We start from the raw sequence: 17,232 nt of genomic DNA, 5'->3' as shown, positions 1-17,232 counted from the left end.
AAGCTTGGTTTACGTAGCAGGATTGCACGTAAATACAAGCATACGACTGATTCAAACCATCGTTTGCCTACAGCACCTAACTTGTTAGATCGTCAATTTACGGTCAATGAACCCAATAAGATCTGGACAACAGATATTACCTATATCCGTACTAAGCAAGGTTGGCTGTATTTATGTGTGATGCTGGATCTATTCAGCCGTCGTATTGTCGGTTGGCAAACCAGCTATCGAATAGACCGTCAATTGGTATGTGATGCGTTTCATTATGCAATGGCTCGTCAGGGGTATCCAATGGGTGTCATGGTACATTCGGACCAAGGCTCACAGTACTGTAGTCGTGATTTTAGGGCGCTATTATTGACGAATAACTGCGTTCAAAGTATGTCACGCAGGGGAAACTGCTGGGATAATGCAGTGACCGAAAGCTTCTTTCATACATTGAAAGGTCATGTGGTCCATGGCAGTGTATTTGCCACTCGAAAAGAAGCGAATGCTGTCTTGTTTGACTATATTGAGATTTATTACAATCGAATCAGAAGACATTCTGCAAACGGCTGGTTAAGCCCAGAAGCCTTTGAACAGAAATATTTCAAGAATTTAGAGGGATTTGTTGTCCACGATACTGTCTAGGATCAATCATCTGTTTTTACATTTTTAAGTCAGCAAATTCCAAACATTTCCATAATAATAAGACTTTAGACATCTCCCAGAATACGTGAAGGCCTTCCTCCATGAAAAAACTCATCAACAACCCTGAAAATCTGGTTGTCGAAATGTGCAAAGGCTTTGTCCTTGCTCACCCTGAACTACAATTTACCGAATCGCATAAAATCATTTCACGTAAACAAAAACACAATAACGTGGCACTGATTAGTGGCGGTGGTAGTGGTCACGAACCTGCACATGCAGGCTTTGTCGGTACTGGCATGTTAGACGCTGCCGTATGCGGTGATGTATTTGCATCACCTTCACAAATTCAGGTCTATAAAGCCCTGCAACATGTCGCCACAGACAAAGGCGTGCTGATGATCATCAAGAACTATTCTGGCGATATGATGAATTTCCAGAATGGTGCAGCTTTGGCAGCAGAAGATGGCATTAAAGTCGATTATGTCAAAGTGGCGGATGATATTGCCGTTAAAGATAGCCTCTATACGGTTGGTCGTCGTGGCGTGGCGGGTACTGTATTTGTACATAAAATTGCAGGTGCAGCAGCATTAAAAGGTTTAGAGCTTGCGAAAGTCAAAGCCGTGGCTCAAAAAGCAGCAGATAACGTGATTAGTCTTGGTTTCGCCTATACCTCATGTACCGTTCCTGCCAAAGGCACACCCACCTTCACCTTGGCGAATGATGAAATGGAATACGGCGTCGGCATCCACGGCGAACCGGGTATCCGTCGTGAAAAAATCCTGCCATCCAAAGAGCTGGCACAACGTATTATCGATGACCTGTTTCTGGACCGTCCTGATCTGACTGAAGTTGCTGTTCTAGTCAACGGCTTTGGTTCAACGCCAATGCAAGAACTGTATGTGTTTAACAATGATGTATGCGAACATCTGGCACGTAAAGGCATCAAGATTTACCGTACATTTGTTGGCAACTACATGACCAGTATCGACATGAATGGCGCATCGGTCTCATTACTTGCTGGGGATGATGAACTGAAAACCTATCTGGATGCGGAAGCCAATACCCCTGCCTTAAAGCTTGATGGCTCACCTGCACTACCATTTGAATTTGCAGCACAAGATGCAGCAGCAAAACAAACCGCCAATACCGAAGTTGAAACCCAAGCAGAACATGCTGAAATTCAGAACGAGCAATTCACGATTGAAAACATGCGTTATGTGGTCGATGTGATGGCGGCCTGCATCATCAAAAACGAAGTGCCATTCTGCGAGCTGGATGCCCATGCAGGTGACGGCGATTTTGGTATGAGCGTCGCCAAAGGCTTTAAACAACTGAAACGCGAATGGCAAAGCCTGATTCAAGCGCAGCACATGGATGAATTCCTGCTGAATAGTTCCATGATTATTATGGAACATTGTGGCGGTGCGTCAGGGCCAATTTGGGGTTCTGCTTTCCGTTCAGCCAGCAAAGCCATTCAGGGGAAACAAACCCTAAGCGTGGCAGATTTTGCCGAGATGCTGCAAGCTGCGGTTAAAGGTATTCAAGTGACTGGTGAGCGTTCATTTGGTCGTGGTGCTGTGGTCGGTGACAAAACCCTTATTGATGCACTTGTACCTTGCGCAGACTCTTGGTCAGCCAATACCGACAAGACGTTTAAAGAAAACTTTGTCTTGGGTGCAGCGGCTGCGGTAAAAGGTGCAGAATCTACCAAAGAGATCGTAGCGCGTATGGGCCGTGCCGGTACGGTCGGTGATCGTAGCTTAGGCTATCCGGATGCTGGTGCATATGGCTTAGGCGTGATCTTTACGGACATTGCCGAGCATATTAAATAAGCTTTGCAAGATTTAAAAAAAAGCCCCGACACTGTTCGGGGCTTTTTTCAAATTTCATTTCCTCTACTGAGCAAGTTTAAAAGCACAAATAATGAAAGGCATACTCATCTCTATAAGTATGGCTTAACTAAACTTCTCTAAATAGCGCTCTAACTCTTCTGTCACCACTACCCGCTTATTGCCTTTTACCTGTTCTTCACCCAATACGCCTTCTGAGTCAATGACCACCACTTTGTGCCCATTCGCTTGTAAACGTTTGACACCTTCAAATAACATGCGTGCACCCACATCATGAATCAAAGTCAAATTGGTCAGGTCTATGACTATACGTGTTTGAGCGTCTGGCTCATCCTGCAAAATTCGCAGCAACATTTCGGATTCTGTAAATTGCAATACACCGCGCAGCTCATACACGACAATGTCATTGTTCTTACCTACAGTATAACGACTTTGCAAAATGGTCTGTGCCGATGGCGTCCCTTCCATCAGATGCAAGCCCATGTCCCGCGACAAACGCTCAAAAATATCCACGCCACGTACACTATGCCCATGCTCATCAATTTTAGGAGAAAAAACCACAATTCCCACCTGCCCAGGCAATACCCCGATAATTCCGCCCGATACACCACTTTTGGCAGGAATGCCCACCGTCGTCAGCCAGTCACCCGCCGCATCATACATGCCACAGGTCATCATCACGCTGAGCACTTGGCGCACCACATCACGCTCTAGCAGCTGTTTGCCCGTTTTGGCCTGAACACCGCCATTGGCGAGCACACTACAGATATTTGCCAGATCTTTGACCGTCACTTTAATCGCACATTGCTTGATGTATCCATTGACGATTTCTACCGGATCCGAATCCAGCACACCTACGGTACGTAGCATATAGCCAATCGACAGGTTCCGGAATGCAGTTTTGACTTCCGACTTATACACCTGCTTGTCGAATTCCAGTTGACGTCCTGCCAGCTCACTTAAAAAACGGCGTAAGCATTCCGCACGTGAAATGCCTTTTTGTACCGGAATCAAAGAATGCGTAGTGATCGCACCCGAGTTAATCATTGGATTTTTAGGAAGATTGGTTTCTTTATCTAGCGAAATCTGATTAAAAGCCTCTCCTGAAGGTTCAACGCCGACCTTTTCCAGTACTGCTGGAATTCCCAAATGCTGCAATGCCAAGGCATAGGCAAAAGGCTTGGACATCGACTGCATGGTAAATTCGGTTTCATCATCTCCCGTGGAATAAATCGTGCCATCCACCGTGGTCAGCGCCAAAGCGAACTTGTTTGGATCTACCGCTGCCAGTTCAGGGATATAGTCAGCCAAAGCGCCCTGATCATTATCATGACAGACCGTTAATACATGCTGGAGATAATCGGGCACCGGGGTTTTCATTCAGATAGATCCTTTATATTTTCATCCTGTTTCCACCTTAAATTTTCAGGATAAAACTACAAGTCCAAATTGGTAGCATTTTATAAATACGTCCATCGATTTGGACTAAAACAAATGCCTTTTCAGCTCCATGATCATCAGGCGTGAGAGGAATTTTGATATTATTTTTTTGAGTTTTTATAAAATATCGAGCGGTTCAACAGGTCATTTCGATTAGTTTGATTATCCATTTTATTTATATTTTTCATCGCAATAAATGATATTATTCACCCACCTGCTCACATTATAATCTAACACGCTGATCCCGGATTTGAATTTTTACAGTCTACTCGTGCCCAGCATCATGTCGAGCCTGGGGATCATCACGCTGAGTATTTCCTATTATAAAGGCTTACCCAATTATTTAAGATCTTACGCTTATGCACTGATTCTGATTGGCGTGACGATATTACTCAATACCGTTTTATCTGCAGCAGTTTTAGTTGAAATCTCCAGTTTCATTGCTGCTCTTTACTTCTTGTCCTGTACCTTTCACAGCAAAGCCATTTATGAGCGTTTAAAAATCGACTATGTATGGCCAAACTATATTTACCTGATTGCCTTGGGTGCGTTTGGCATTTACTACTTTACCCAAGTGACTGCTGACCAGACTGTCCGTTTGCTGATTATTGGTCATTACTGCGGCAATTTATTTGCATCGCCCGATTGCCTTTATTCGGACGAGTACACGCTTACGTATCGACAGTTACCTGAAAATTTTTACCTTCGCGACCACGTTCATCATCATGGGACGTGCTTTGCTGTTCTCTGTTTTGCTTGAGGATCAGGGGTTTGTCGCCCATTACGAACCGGCATGGGCATTTACACAGCTGCTCCTGCTGCTGATTGATCTGATCTTTTTAGGTTTATTCATTGGCTGTGCAATTTTGGATCTGGTGCGAAAGTTGCAACGGGAGCGCCATCACGACCCGCTGACCGGATTATTAAACCGCCGTGGCTTTGAAGCCTATATTCAAAAAATAGATCCTAATCCTGCCTTACAGCATGCAGTTTTGATGGCAGATTTAGATCATTTCAAAGCAGTTAATGATCATTATGGACATCAGGTCGGTGATCTGATTTTACAACATATCAGTCAGATATTTAAAGCCAATATTCGGGACAAAGACCAAGTGTCACGTATTGGTGGTGAAGAGTTTCTGCTCGTCTTGCATGACATTCAAAAAGATGCCGCCTTTAAAATTGCTGAACGGATCCGGTTGCAGCTTGAAGAAACCCCATTACATCATGAACAGCAGCATATTTATTTAACCATCAGTATCGGAGTCAGCTTCTTCAATCATCCTAATCAGATTAAAGAAGCCACTTTAGCGGCTGATCATGCCATGTATCAGGCCAAACAGATGGGCCGTAATCAGGTTCAATTCGCTCAAGAGAAAATTGCCTGAATTTGATCAGGCTTTAAATTATTTGACCTTGGTTTTGCGAATCATTTTGTATAGCACCTTGGGTGAAATACGTGAAACCAGCACGCCAAGTTTTTCTTTCTTGCCACCAATCACGATATATTCTTCGCCACACTGCAAGGCTTGTACGCTTTGACGGGAAAAATCTTCTGCCGACAGACCATTTTCAATCGCTTCATCTTGCTTGGCTTGCGGTTTGCCTTCCCCATTTAAAGCATTAAGCGAGACATTGGTTTGAACAAAGCCCGGGAAAATCACCGAGACATGCACACCCTGATCTGCGACTTCAGCACGCAAGCTGTTGGCCCACATATGAATCGCTGCTTTGGCTGCGGAATAGGAAGCGCGATACTGGGTACCCAGCAAACCTGCAACACTGGAAATAAAGACGATACGACCGGACTTTTGTGCCAGAAAGGTCGGCAATACCATTTTGGTGAGAAACACCTGCGAGAAATAATCAACTTCCATAATGGCACGTTCAGTCTGCATGGTGGTGTCCTGAATCAGGGCACGTTGGCTTAAACCTGCATTATTAATCAGCCAGTCAATCCGGCCTTTTTGTTGCAAAACTTGCTCATAAGCATGACGAACCTGACTTTCATCGGTGATATCGGCAATGACTGAAATATGCTGATCTGGATGAGCAAGACTTTGGCGAACATTTTCCAGTTCTGCATGCCGACGTGCAGTCAGTACCACCTGTGCCCCAAGTGCAGCACATTGCTGGGCAATCGCCTTGCCAATCCCTGAAGATGCGCCGGTAATCCAGACCACTTTTCCATTTAAGTCTTCAACTTTCGCCATGAAATCCTCTTTCCCTTGTTTTAATGAATATGGTGCTGCATTTCATCTTCCAGAAATGCCAGCAAATGCTCAAAATAATAACTCATCGTATCGGCATCATAGATGCTACCGAGCTTGTCAAAACGTTTATAGCCTAACTGGGTGGTTAAATGAATCCCCCCATTCAAGGTTTTATCGACCACCACATTAAATTTCAACATTTTTTTCGGTTCACGGATCAGATGTGTCACCCCTTGATCGACCACCTGAGTAAAGGCTTTTAAAGCGGGTGATACATATTGATGATTACCATTTTTCATCTGGTCAATACAGCCGAGCAACTCCATCACCAGCAATTTACCACCGGATATCGAACAAAAGCATCACCTTGATGCTCATAGGTCATACGATGCAAATAGTTCACCATAGGCATCAGACGCTCATTGCCAAACAACGAAACCGACCACGGCATATATTTACGGGTGTTATGCATAATCTGCTGAATCACTTTTTCGGACTCGCTGTCCGGTGAATTGGCCAACTGCACCACCTGACCGAAAATCTGGTCAATAATTTCACAGGCCATATCGGCCAGATTTTCACCTAAGGGTCTGGCAAGACTGTCTCGCTCGCCGGCATTTAATCTGGAATGAAGGTCTTTAAAGCGCTGATGGGTTTCGGGTTGAAGCTTCAGGGAAATGTTATAGCTCATCTTATTATCCTTTTTGATATGCTGCGATGAGTCGCGTTTTTTTATCAATCTATCATACGATGAGTTGCTATACATGCCAATTGGCTAAAGTTTGCATTTGGTTAAGCTGCCGCATGCACTATTTTTTTTGCTACAATAGATCCAATTTTTCATTCACTTTTGATCTGTTTAGACTATGACTGACTCAGCGCAAAATATCGCGACAACCTACGATCCGACCGAGATCGAGAAAAAATGGTACCAAACTTGGGAAGAGCGTGGTTACTTTAAGCCGTCTGAAAAAGGCGAATCTTTCTGTATCATGATTCCGCCACCAAACGTCACTGGTAGCCTGCACATGGGTCATGGTTTCAACAATGCCATCATGGATGCCTTGACGCGTTTCAACCGTATGTCTGGTAAAAATACGCTTTGGCAACCGGGTACTGACCACGCAGGTATTGCAACGCAAATGGTGGTTGAGCGTCAGCTGGGTGCACAAGGGGTTAGCCGTCATGACCTGGGTCGTGAAAAGTTCATCGAAAAAGTCTGGGAATGGAAAGAACAGTCTGGCGGTAACATTACCCGTCAAATCCGTCGCTTAGGTTCTTCGGTTGACTGGTCACGTGAACGCTTCACGATGGATGATGGTTTATCAAACGCAGTAAAAGAAGTGTTTGTAAAACTTCACGAAGAAGGCCTGATCTACCGCGGCAAACGTCTGGTGAACTGGGATCCAAAACTGCAAACTGCCCTTTCTGACCTGGAAGTTGAGTCTGATAAAGAAGAAGCAGGTTCACTCTGGCACTTCAAATACTTCTTTGAAGACAAATCATTGCGCACGCATGATGGTAAAGATCACATCGTAGTAGCTACAACACGTCCTGAAACACTACTTGGTGATACAGCTGTTGCCGTTGCACTTGATGATGAACGTTATGCTGCGCTTGTTGGCAAGAACATCATCCTGCCAATCACTGGTCGTGCGGTTCCAATCGTTAAAGACGAATATGTCGATAAAGAATTCGGTACAGGCTGTGTGAAAATCACCCCTGCACACGACTTCAATGACTATGAAGTGGGTAAACGTTGCGAATTGCCAATCATCAACATTTTCAACAAAAATGCTGAAGTGTTGGCTGAGTTTGAATACATCGCGAAAGCGGGCGAGCAAATTTCTAAAACCATTCCTGCGCCTGCAGATTACATTGGTTTAGAACGTTTTGAAGCACGTAAGAAGATCGTTGAACAAGCTGAAACTGAAGGCTGGTTAGATCAGATCCAACCTTACACATTAAAACCACCTCGCGGTGACCGTTCAGGCGTGATTGTTGAGCCTCTATTGACAGATCAATGGTATGTAAAAATTGCACCGCTTGCGAAACCTGCGATTGAAGCGGTGCAGGATGGTCGCATTAAGTTTGTGCCTGAACAGTACAACAACATGTACATGGCGTGGATGAACAACATTCAAGACTGGTGTATCTCGCGTCAATTGTGGTGGGGTCACCGTATCCCTGCTTGGTACGATGCGGAAGGCAATGTATATGTTGGCCGTGATGAAGCTGAAGTTCGGGCGAAAAACAACATCCCTGCCGATGTTCAATTAAACCAAGACGAAGACGTATTGGATACATGGTTCTCTTCAGGTCTTTGGACATTCTCAACTTTAGGTTGGACTGGCGACGAAGCGAAAGACAAAGCCAACTACTTCTTAAATACCTTCCACCCGACTGATGTGCTTGTCACTGGTTTTGACATCATCTTCTTCTGGGTGGCACGTATGATCATGCTGACCATGCACTTCATGAAGAATGAAGATGGTACGCCACAAGTGCCGTTTAAAACCGTGTACGTTCACGGTTTGGTACGTGATGGCGAAGGTCAGAAGATGTCTAAATCTAAGGGTAACGTACTTGATCCATTAGACTTGATTGATGGTGTGGATCTTGAAACCTTAGTACAAAAACGTACAACAGGTTTGATGAACCCGAAACAAGCAGCGAAGATTGAAAAATCAACCCGTAAAGAATTCCCTGAAGGTATTCAATCTTACGGTACAGACGCGGTTCGTTTCACCTTCTGTGCGCTTGCCAACACTGGTCGTGACATCAAGTTCGACATGAAACGTGTTGAAGGTTACCGTAACTTTGCCAATAAAATCTGGAACGCAACACGTTTCGTGATGATGAATGTCGAAGGTCAAACTATTGGTTCAGAAGCACGTCAAGACCTTTGGGAATTGCCTGAACAATGGATCGTAAGCCGTCTGCAAAAAGCGGAACAAGCGGTGCAAACAGCATTTGCAACCTACCGTTTAGATCTGGCTGCGCAAGCGATTTATGAGTTCATCTGGAATGAATACTGTGACTGGTATGTTGAATTAACCAAACCGGTTCTGAACGATGAAAATGTGTCTGAAGAGCGTAAAGCTGAAGTACGTCGTGTTCTTCTTTCGGTGATGGAAGCGTCTTTACGTCTTGCACATCCGTTAATGCCTTACCTGACTGAAGAAATCTGGCAAACGCTTGCGCCGAAACTCGGTATTACTGGCGAAACCATTATGTTGGCGCCGTACCCTGTTGCTGAGCAAGCATTGATTAATGATCAGGCTGAAGCAGATATGCAATGGCTGCAAGGTTTGATTGGTGCGGTGCGTAACATCCGTGGTGAGATGAGTCTAGGGAATGCGCGCTTGTTGCCTGTTCTACTGCAAAATACCACTGATGCTGAAAAAGCACAGATTGCACGTATTGAACCGTTGTTTAAAGCATTGGCAAAAGTTGAAAGCATCACCTTCTTGGCTGATGGCGAACAACCACCATTGTCTTCTTCTTCTGTCGTTGGTCACGTGTCTGTATACGTTCCAATGAAGGGTTTAATTGACCCTAAAGCGGAATTGGGTCGTCTACAAAAAGACTTAGACAAGGTTCAAAAACAGCATGACCAAATTGCGACTAAACTTTCGAATGAAGGTTTCGTAGCAAAAGCACCTGCGGCTGTGGTTGAAGGCGAGAAAGTGAAACTTGCTGAGTTTGCTGATCAGTTAGCGAAAATTAAAGCGAATATGGAGCAAATTGCAGCGCTTTAATGTGTTGTTAATTTGAGATAACTTGTAGTATAAAGGGCTGATTATTCAGCCCTTTATATTAATTATGACTTTAGAATTTGATGCAGTAAACGGGAAAAAATATTATTTATCCGAGAGAGCTTTAAAACATATTATTGATGGTGAATTTGCCACTCAACCGATTGGAAATGGTCAAACAAAGTCAATTTTAACTGGTGGATTACATATTAAAAATGGCTTTGAGTCGTTCTTAAAAAACCACCCAACTATAGCGCACTTATACAACTACAATTCCTCCTTACATGAGGATTGGTTCTATGTTCGAGAATTACAAAATGGCGTATTAACAGCGAAATTACCAAGAACCTTATTCAATAAACGTGCTGCATCAGCAACTCTAGCAGTAGATAAATATTATATTTCTGGTTATCTATGGAAAACTTTATTTCCCGAAGACACAGATGAAACAAAATTAATTGAGTATATAAAAGAAGGTTTAGAAAATTTAGATTTGGAAAAATCTAAAAATGATCAATTAATCGGTTACTGTAATATTCAATCAGATCCAACTAAAATTATACGTCTGATGTATTTTGTACATGATGATAAGAATATTGCTTCATGCTTTCCAACATGGACACAGCCATATACAGGAAATAATGGCAAAGCTTTTAGTCACAAACATGTTTTATCCTATCCTATTGTACAATCTACTATGATGATAGATTATGAATTCGATAGAAAAAAATTACCTTTGACCAAGTTAGATACGGACCTACTAGAAAATAAAGTTAGTTTACTTACAGGCGAAGATCATTTTACAATTGAAAAAGACATCCAAAATTTAAACATTAAGTTAACCTCTAATCGAATTCCTACTGTTATTTTATTCGAACATGAAATTTTCAGCTTATTAGCAAATACACCAAGAATTTTTTTAGAAAGAGAAATTCCACAACCATTACATTATGAAGAATATGAATCAAATAGAAATAAGATATTTAAGAAAATTACTAAAAAGCAAAGAAATAGAAAAAAGAATATTAAAGAATTTATTGAATACATAAAATCAATAAGCATAATAAAATACAATTTTGAATATTCAACACACATATACAATAATTTTTCTAGAATAGTATTTCATTTTACTCATCTCATCAACTGTGCCAATATTTATGAAAATATTATAGAATCTATAAAGATAATTTACATTTGTGATAATAAAGATAAATCTACATATCTATTAGAAAATCTTGACCAAATATTAGAAAATCTTATTACTTTTAATTTTTATGATCATTTGCAAAAAAAGCGGATATTAACTCTAATTGGTAATCTATGTTATATATATCACGATACGAAAATAATTGAAAAATTTCTAAAATCTTTAATGAACTGCCCTTCTCGTTTTAATTTATTAAAAGAATACAACCAATGTCGTATGTCTCTTAACTTAATTAAAACTCCAAAAACATATGATGATATTGGTGAACTTTTAGATGAAATTGGTTTAACTGATAATTTAGGATTTTCAATTCCTGATATAATTGATTTTCTAAAAGAAACGTTAGAAGAAAATTATCTCATAACCCCATTACCGATGGATTTTAATGAGTATCTTTTAGACTTAATATTTAAACAAAGTCCAAACTTCTCTCTACTTGTACAAGACCATTGTAAATATATAAATGACATAGATTTTATGAGCTTTTCAGCTATTTTATGTAGTCAGATAGACAAATTAATTGAGAAAAGTATTTATAGTGATGAATTAGCAAATAATTTATATGAATTACTTGATGAATATATCAAAATCCAAGTAGTACAAAGAAAGCAATTAAATTTACTCTATATGATTAAATATAATGCAAATCATGAAGAAGCTAAGCAATTAAAATTCCCTCTAACTTTAACTGAAGAAAATAAATATACTATTTGTCTATTTATAGAAAGATTCTTTAACTCAATTTTCTCTCAAAGATTATGTGATAAATTAAAGGCATACTTAATAAAAAATCACAATAATTCCTTGATTGATAGAATTGAACAAAAAGTTGAAGTTAAAATTGGAAAGGATATCCCACCAAACCCAGAGTTTTTACCTAAATTTATTAAAGAAAAAATTGGTTTTCAATAAATAAACTACATATTTGAACCTTGTAAATTCAAAAACTTATTTTCCTCTCCTTTTAGGAGAGGGAATTTTCATTATTAAATCTAGAGTTATTATACGAATAAGAAGTTAAAGCATCCCATGTCTTAAAAACATCTCCAAGCCACTCACCTTCTTGATATACATCAGGCGTTCTTTTTCTACTTTAATCTGCTGTTTGATGGCTGAAGTATCTTCGTCAATCTGCTTATACAAGTCAGCAATTTGAACTTTCCCTTTTGCCTTTTTTACTGCAATTCTGGTTTTTGAAGACCAGACCAATCTATGAATCAATGTATTAATCTGCTCTTGTAATTTCTGGCTCTGTGCATCCAAAGCCAGTTGATAAAACTTGAGTTGTTCCGCATTTAAACCTTTTTTTGAAACATCCTGATCTTGCTCGATCTGCAATTGCATTCTCAGTAACGTAAACAGATCTTGCTCTGCATAAGCCTCATTGGCACGTTGCAATAATTCAGTTTTCTTGATTTTTTTGACATCATTTACTTCACGGTCAGGGTGAATGATGGCAGCAATTTTTAAATATACGGTTTTCAATGACTGCTCTGCCATTGCTGTTGCCTGTTCCTGTTTTTCCTGCTGGCGTTTTAATCTGGCTTGCTCACGTGCCTGCTGAAAATGATCTGATTCCCATTCTTCAAATACTTCTGCATCTGCAAGATCTGAGGGATGCTCATTCTTAAAAAATGTTTCCAGTTCATTTATTTTCTTTTGGCTTTTTCTGAATTGGGCATGCTCGGCACGTTGCTGATAATAAGTGAAGATTTCATTCACCTTATGGGCTTCTTGCATCGACATCGCCTGAGAGTCTTTTAGATAATTTGCAAGGTACTGAATCTTTTCATCCAGCACTACCAATTCTGCCTTGGAAAATGTGGTTTCCTGCAGATGCTTCCAGAGCTGTTCCAGCTGCTTGAACAGTATGCCATGCAATTCATGGTAGACCGGCATGAAGGTTTTATGCGTATATTGCTGCAGATCTTCTTCAGCCTGTTGCCATTGGAGTAATTCCTGTTTCTGTTGCTCGATTTTATCAATCAGATGATCCAGCTTCTTCTGCTGTGGCGAAAGCGCTGTGAATGGCTGAATCATAGTTTTCAAGTCAAAGAGCATGGCAGGAGAAGGTCAAAGAAGAAATAATATCCATATTAAGTCTTTCAGCTTTCGTCACAAAGTCCTTTTCAGTGTGCCCTTTCGAAATTTGTATCAGAATTAAAAAAAAGCAGACCAAAGTCTGCTTTTTCGCTCTCATATTGATTATTCTAACACTACACGGCCATTCAAGGACTGCACCGGACGGTTATTTGGGTGTCCCATCAGTTTGGCAAATTCCGAAATCTGCTTGGCAGAAGCCTGCTGAATATCTTTCAGAATCAGCCAGCGTACGCCTTCCGAACACGGAGGTGTGGTCAGCGAGCCGCTAAAGCGATAATAATCCAGATTCTTAGGCAACATCTGATTCACATTTTGTGGCGTTTTCAAAACCACTTTCTCACCCTGCTTTTTCGGTAAACGGTTCCACATGCGTTTGAGCATCTGGCTTTCTGCGCCCTGCTCGAACATCATCCCCACGACAGCCAGCTCACCTTTGGCATTGGCATGGACAAAGTGGATTTCCAGTGGATAGCTTTTGCCTTTAATCAGGTTTTCACTTGGACTATGCAAATGAAACTGCTTCAGTACAAAGGTATCGCCATCCAGCTGCAATTCACCACCTTGCGCAAAATCCACCTGGACAGTATGACCTTTATTTTCGATCGCATGAATCATGGTGTTATAGCTGAACTTGAGCGGTTCCAGTTCTGCTTTCACTGTTCGCTCAATATTGATTGGTGACTGGTTCAGACCATTACAGGCCGAATATTTCTGGCTCAAAGTCGACCATTGCTCAGGCTGAGTATAATCCCAATCCGCATCTGCCCAGACCGCTGTACTTAAACCCATAACCGTTAAAAGCGTGAATATTCTTTTCACAATACATCCCTTGTTGGAAGTCAAAATCACAATTTTTAATTTAAAAACAGTTTATTAACCTGGTGTAATCACTCTATTTTTCAGGCCACAAACTACAGATTTTTATAGAGATGAAGTGATTTGCTTACAAATTTCTAAACACTCCTAGTTCTTCAAAACACATTATTCAGAATATATATTGGTAGATTTCAAATGGATAATACTTTTATAGATTTAAAAACAGCCAAAAAAGAATGTGATCTTCTTCAAATTTAATCTGCTGATTTTTTATGCATTATTTACATGAAATCTCTATCTTATTTTCAATAGATCAAATAGCTAGATTTTTAAGTTCAAGCTCTTTTTTAAATAGAATCTATTTTTATTCATAAACTTACACAATCACAGCAGCAAATAAAATACTGATATTGCTAGACTCGAGCCAAAGAGAAAAATGAGGATAAAGAATTTAAATGGACTGGGCCACGATATTTATACATGACACCACTTGGGAATTTACCGCAGAAATTTTGCTGCGTTGTGCCCTGATGTACACGATGATTATCCTGTTTTTGCGTCTGACCGGAAAACGTGGGGTACGTCAACTTTCTATCTTCGAAGTCGCTATCATTTTGAGCTTGGGTTCGATTGCTGGTGACCCGATGTTTACTGAAGATATTCCCCTGATTCAGGCAGTTCTGGTGATGTCGGTGATTATTATCATGTACCGTCTGACCACTTGGCTTATGATGAAATATCAGTGGTTTGAAGACCTACTGGAAGGTAAACCGATTTATATCGTAGAAGATGGCGTGCTGGTCGTTGAAGAAATTAAAAAAGGTAAGATGTCACATGATGAATTCTTTGCCGAAATGCGCCAGCAAGGCGTAGAACATCTCGGTCAGGTACGCACCGGTTTACTGGAAACTGACGGTAAGTTCAGTATCCTGTTTTTCAAATCGGATGAGGTTCGGCCTGGGCTGCCACTTTTTCCTAAAACCTGCTCTATAGTCCAACAGGTCAAGGCCGGGCAATTATATGCCTGCATTTACTGTGGACAGGTACAAACCCTTTCACATGCCGACCAGCAATGTCCGCGCTGTGATTCTGCGCAATGGACCGAAACGATTGACTGTTTAAGAATAACTTAAGTCTGATTCAGTAACTGCAAATGGGCAAAAATTTCCGGCAGATGCTGAATTCTATGCTGAATATGTTCGGCATCCGGATGGAAACCTTGCATCCATAATGCATACATTCCGGCCTCTTTAGCTCCTTGTACATCATTGACCGGATGGTCGCCAATATATAGGCACTGTGCAGGTTGCACGCCTAGACGCTCTGCAGTGATCTGGAATATTTCCGGCTGTGGTTTGTTAAAACCTACCAGCCCCGAACTGATGATCTCATCAAAATAAGGTTCAATACCCAAACCCCGAATCGTATTTAAACGGGTGTCATGTCCGCCATTGGAAACAATGGCGAGCTGATAACCCTCATCTTTCAGCTGCGTTAATACTTGCTCTGCTGCCGGCATTTCTACGGCGAAACGGCCAAACTGGCTAAACCAGAAATGGGCTAGTTCATCTATACTCGGGGGATTTAACCAGTGTAGTTCTTGTAACAACGCATAGGCAGCCGAAGCTCCAATACTGCCATGCGTCAGCAATTCCTTTTTAGGATAACCGCCATTATCGATACGTCGTACAATCTCGATAATTTTTTCAGGCTCGACCTGTGCCAATGCGGGCGCATAGTATTCTGCCAGATAACGGCTATAAGCCTGTGCAGTCAGATCACGATGGGTCAAGGTATTGTCGAGGTCAAATAAAACGGCTTGAATAGGCATAATTTTCAAAACGAAATGCTGAAACTTTCAATCATGGTAACAGTCCGAAACTCGTTAGATCAGACATAAAATTGCTAAGTTTTGTTGTTTTAAGCATAAAAAAAGCGATGCCAAAGCATCGCCTTTTCTTAGAGTACAAAATCTAAATTAGAATTTGTATTCTAAGCCTGTACCAACAACTGGTTGTTTAGTTTCTAAAGAACCACGCTCAAGTGTTAGATAACCGGCATAACCATATGCTTTCACTTGTTTACTAAATGCGTAATCTGCACCAACAAAGATCTGCTGTGCTTCATAATCGGCAGTATTATCTTTGAAGCTTGTAATGTTTTGGCTGTATTGACCTTTAACTGTCCAAGCTTTTGCATTTGGAAGATTATATTCAGCACCAATTAACCAACCTTGAGCATCATCAATAAGCAAATCAACTGCTTTAGAAGCTGCATCCACATCCGCCACTTCTGAAGTTTGATAAAGAGCTTTAAGCGCTAAACCACCATCTAGATTTACACGGCCAATTGCACGAATGGTATTTGCAGCAGCAAATAAAGTACCGCCCGTTACTTCTGGAGCAGAAGCATTATCAAAACCGCGCCCTAAGAAGTTAGTCGGAATTGCTTTGTCATAAGCAACACCTGCTACAACTACTGGGCTGTCATATACTACAGAAGCAGACCAAGCATCACCTAAACCACGATTTGCAGTTTTAACTACACCTTTATCAGATTTAATTCCTGAATTTTCACCAGTTGCCAATAAAGCATTCACTTTAATAGCACCTTGAGGCAAGGCAATAGCTGGAGCTTCATACACTACAGCATTCGCTACTCGGCTTTCACCAGTGAAAATACCACTTACATCAGCACGGTTACCTACATAATTATTGAAGGTATCTACCGGGCTAGACAATTGTTTTAATGGAGTGTCATGTGCACCAATTTTTAAAGTACCAAGTTTTGCATCTTTTAAACCAACAAAACGGTTACGTTTAGACCAGTCGTCACCCTCACCATCAGAGTTAAAAGCCCATTCAATTGCATAAATTGCGCTTAGGCGATCCGTTAACTTTTCATCCCCTTTTAAACCAACGAATGAGCTATTTGAACTTAGTTCAATTACATCTTTGTCAGATACTGGTGAAGCATTATCTTCCGGTAAGTAATCAACTGTGGCATCAATCTCACCATAAAAAGTTGGTGCTGCAAAAGTTGTCCCCGCGAAAAGGCTGAATGCAATTGCTGTTGCTAACTTAGTTTTCATCAAAAATATCCTTAATTTATTTTGTAACAAATAATACACACGGCGCTTATATTACAAAATTATTAAATTAATATTTATATATTCTATTTAGTACTTTAGGCTAACATTTAACCAAACAGTTGAT

At 41.0% G+C, this 17,232-nt stretch carries 12 protein-coding genes and 2 pseudogenes; 7 read left to right on the top strand and 7 right to left on the bottom strand.

Going from position 1 to position 17,232, the window contains the following annotated elements; translation table 11 throughout:
* Together MTX11_RS13425 and dhaK are read left to right on the top strand one after the other, a co-directional pair.
* A pseudogene (locus MTX11_RS13425) lies at positions 1 to 630 on the top strand (IS3-like element IS1236 family transposase); the annotation flags it as partial.
* A 101-nt stretch (positions 631 to 731) separates the two neighbouring features.
* Positions 732 to 2,462, top strand: coding sequence for a dihydroxyacetone kinase subunit DhaK (dhaK, locus tag MTX11_RS13420; protein WP_243475334.1), 1,731 nt, complete (start codon positions 732 to 734; stop codon positions 2,460 to 2,462).
* Positions 2,463 to 2,585: 123 nt separating this feature from the next.
* Here dhaK and MTX11_RS13415 read toward each other — a convergent pair whose 3' ends face one another.
* Positions 2,586 to 3,860, bottom strand: coding sequence for a glutaminase (locus tag MTX11_RS13415; protein WP_044112855.1), 1,275 nt, complete (start codon positions 3,858 to 3,860; stop codon positions 2,586 to 2,588).
* Positions 3,861 to 4,203: 343 nt separating this feature from the next.
* Between MTX11_RS13415 and MTX11_RS13410 the strand changes: the two genes are divergently transcribed.
* Together MTX11_RS13410 and MTX11_RS13405 are read left to right on the top strand one after the other, a co-directional pair.
* Entirely contained in the window at positions 4,204 to 4,680 is a 477-nt protein-coding gene (locus MTX11_RS13410) for a hypothetical protein (protein ID WP_243475333.1), read from the top strand.
* The gene (locus MTX11_RS13405; protein ID WP_243475336.1) at positions 4,646 to 5,308 is read left to right on the top strand and encodes a GGDEF domain-containing protein; all 663 of its coding nucleotides are present in this window, start codon (positions 4,646 to 4,648) and stop codon (positions 5,306 to 5,308) included. Before MTX11_RS13410 ends, MTX11_RS13405 begins: the two co-directional genes overlap by 35 nt.
* Positions 5,309 to 5,326: 18 nt before the next feature.
* On the opposite strand, the gene MTX11_RS13400 is transcribed toward MTX11_RS13405, so the two are convergent.
* Both MTX11_RS13400 and MTX11_RS13395 read right to left on the bottom strand, forming a co-directional pair.
* Complete coding sequence (locus tag MTX11_RS13400; RefSeq protein WP_243475332.1) at positions 5,327 to 6,133, bottom strand: SDR family oxidoreductase; 807 nt, start codon at positions 6,131 to 6,133, stop codon at positions 5,327 to 5,329.
* Positions 6,134 to 6,153: 20 nt separating this feature from the next.
* Positions 6,154 to 6,824 (bottom strand): annotated as a pseudogene (locus MTX11_RS13395) (hypothetical protein).
* 175 nt (positions 6,825 to 6,999) lie between these two features.
* Between MTX11_RS13395 and MTX11_RS13390 the strand changes: the two are divergent.
* Positions 7,000 to 9,894 carry a valine--tRNA ligase gene (locus MTX11_RS13390; protein WP_243475331.1) on the top strand — a complete coding sequence of 965 codons (2,895 nt, stop codon included), beginning with the start codon at positions 7,000 to 7,002 and terminating at the stop codon, positions 9,892 to 9,894.
* A 64-nt stretch (positions 9,895 to 9,958) separates the two neighbouring features.
* Positions 9,959 to 12,010: a hypothetical protein gene (locus MTX11_RS13385; RefSeq protein WP_243475330.1), complete on the top strand. Its 2,052-nt coding sequence runs from the start codon at positions 9,959 to 9,961 to the stop codon at positions 12,008 to 12,010.
* A 105-nt stretch (positions 12,011 to 12,115) separates the two neighbouring features.
* Here the strand turns inward: MTX11_RS13385 and MTX11_RS13380 are convergent, their stop codons facing one another.
* Together MTX11_RS13380 and MTX11_RS13375 are read right to left on the bottom strand one after the other, a co-directional pair.
* Positions 12,116 to 13,159: a molecular chaperone DnaJ gene (locus MTX11_RS13380; protein ID WP_243475329.1), complete on the bottom strand. Its 1,044-nt coding sequence runs from the start codon at positions 13,157 to 13,159 to the stop codon at positions 12,116 to 12,118.
* Positions 13,160 to 13,303: 144 nt separating this feature from the next.
* The gene (locus MTX11_RS13375; RefSeq protein ID WP_129716612.1) at positions 13,304 to 13,990 is read right to left on the bottom strand and encodes a carbonic anhydrase; all 687 of its coding nucleotides are present in this window, start codon (positions 13,988 to 13,990) and stop codon (positions 13,304 to 13,306) included.
* Between the two features lie 482 nt (positions 13,991 to 14,472).
* Here MTX11_RS13375 and MTX11_RS13370 point away from each other — a divergent pair, with 482 nt between their 5' ends.
* Complete coding sequence (locus MTX11_RS13370) at positions 14,473 to 15,150, top strand: DUF421 domain-containing protein (protein WP_243475328.1); 678 nt, start codon at positions 14,473 to 14,475, stop codon at positions 15,148 to 15,150.
* On the opposite strand, the gene MTX11_RS13365 is transcribed toward MTX11_RS13370, so the two are convergent.
* Both MTX11_RS13365 and MTX11_RS13360 read right to left on the bottom strand, forming a co-directional pair.
* Entirely contained in the window at positions 15,147 to 15,848 is a 702-nt protein-coding gene (locus tag MTX11_RS13365) for an HAD family hydrolase (protein ID WP_243475327.1), read from the bottom strand. The genes MTX11_RS13370 and MTX11_RS13365 overlap by 4 nt on opposite strands.
* A gap of 147 nt (positions 15,849 to 15,995) precedes the next feature.
* Positions 15,996 to 17,108, bottom strand: coding sequence for a porin (locus MTX11_RS13360; RefSeq protein ID WP_243475326.1), 1,113 nt, complete (start codon positions 17,106 to 17,108; stop codon positions 15,996 to 15,998).
* Between the last annotated feature and the right edge of the window lie 124 nt (positions 17,109 to 17,232).

Origin of the sequence: Acinetobacter lwoffii (genome assembly GCF_022809915.1) — a bacterium.
Taxonomy (GTDB): domain Bacteria; phylum Pseudomonadota; class Gammaproteobacteria; order Pseudomonadales; family Moraxellaceae; genus Acinetobacter; species Acinetobacter lwoffii_M.
The sequence above is the reverse complement of the archived record's forward strand: the minus strand, read 5'-3'. Positions and strand labels throughout refer to the sequence as shown.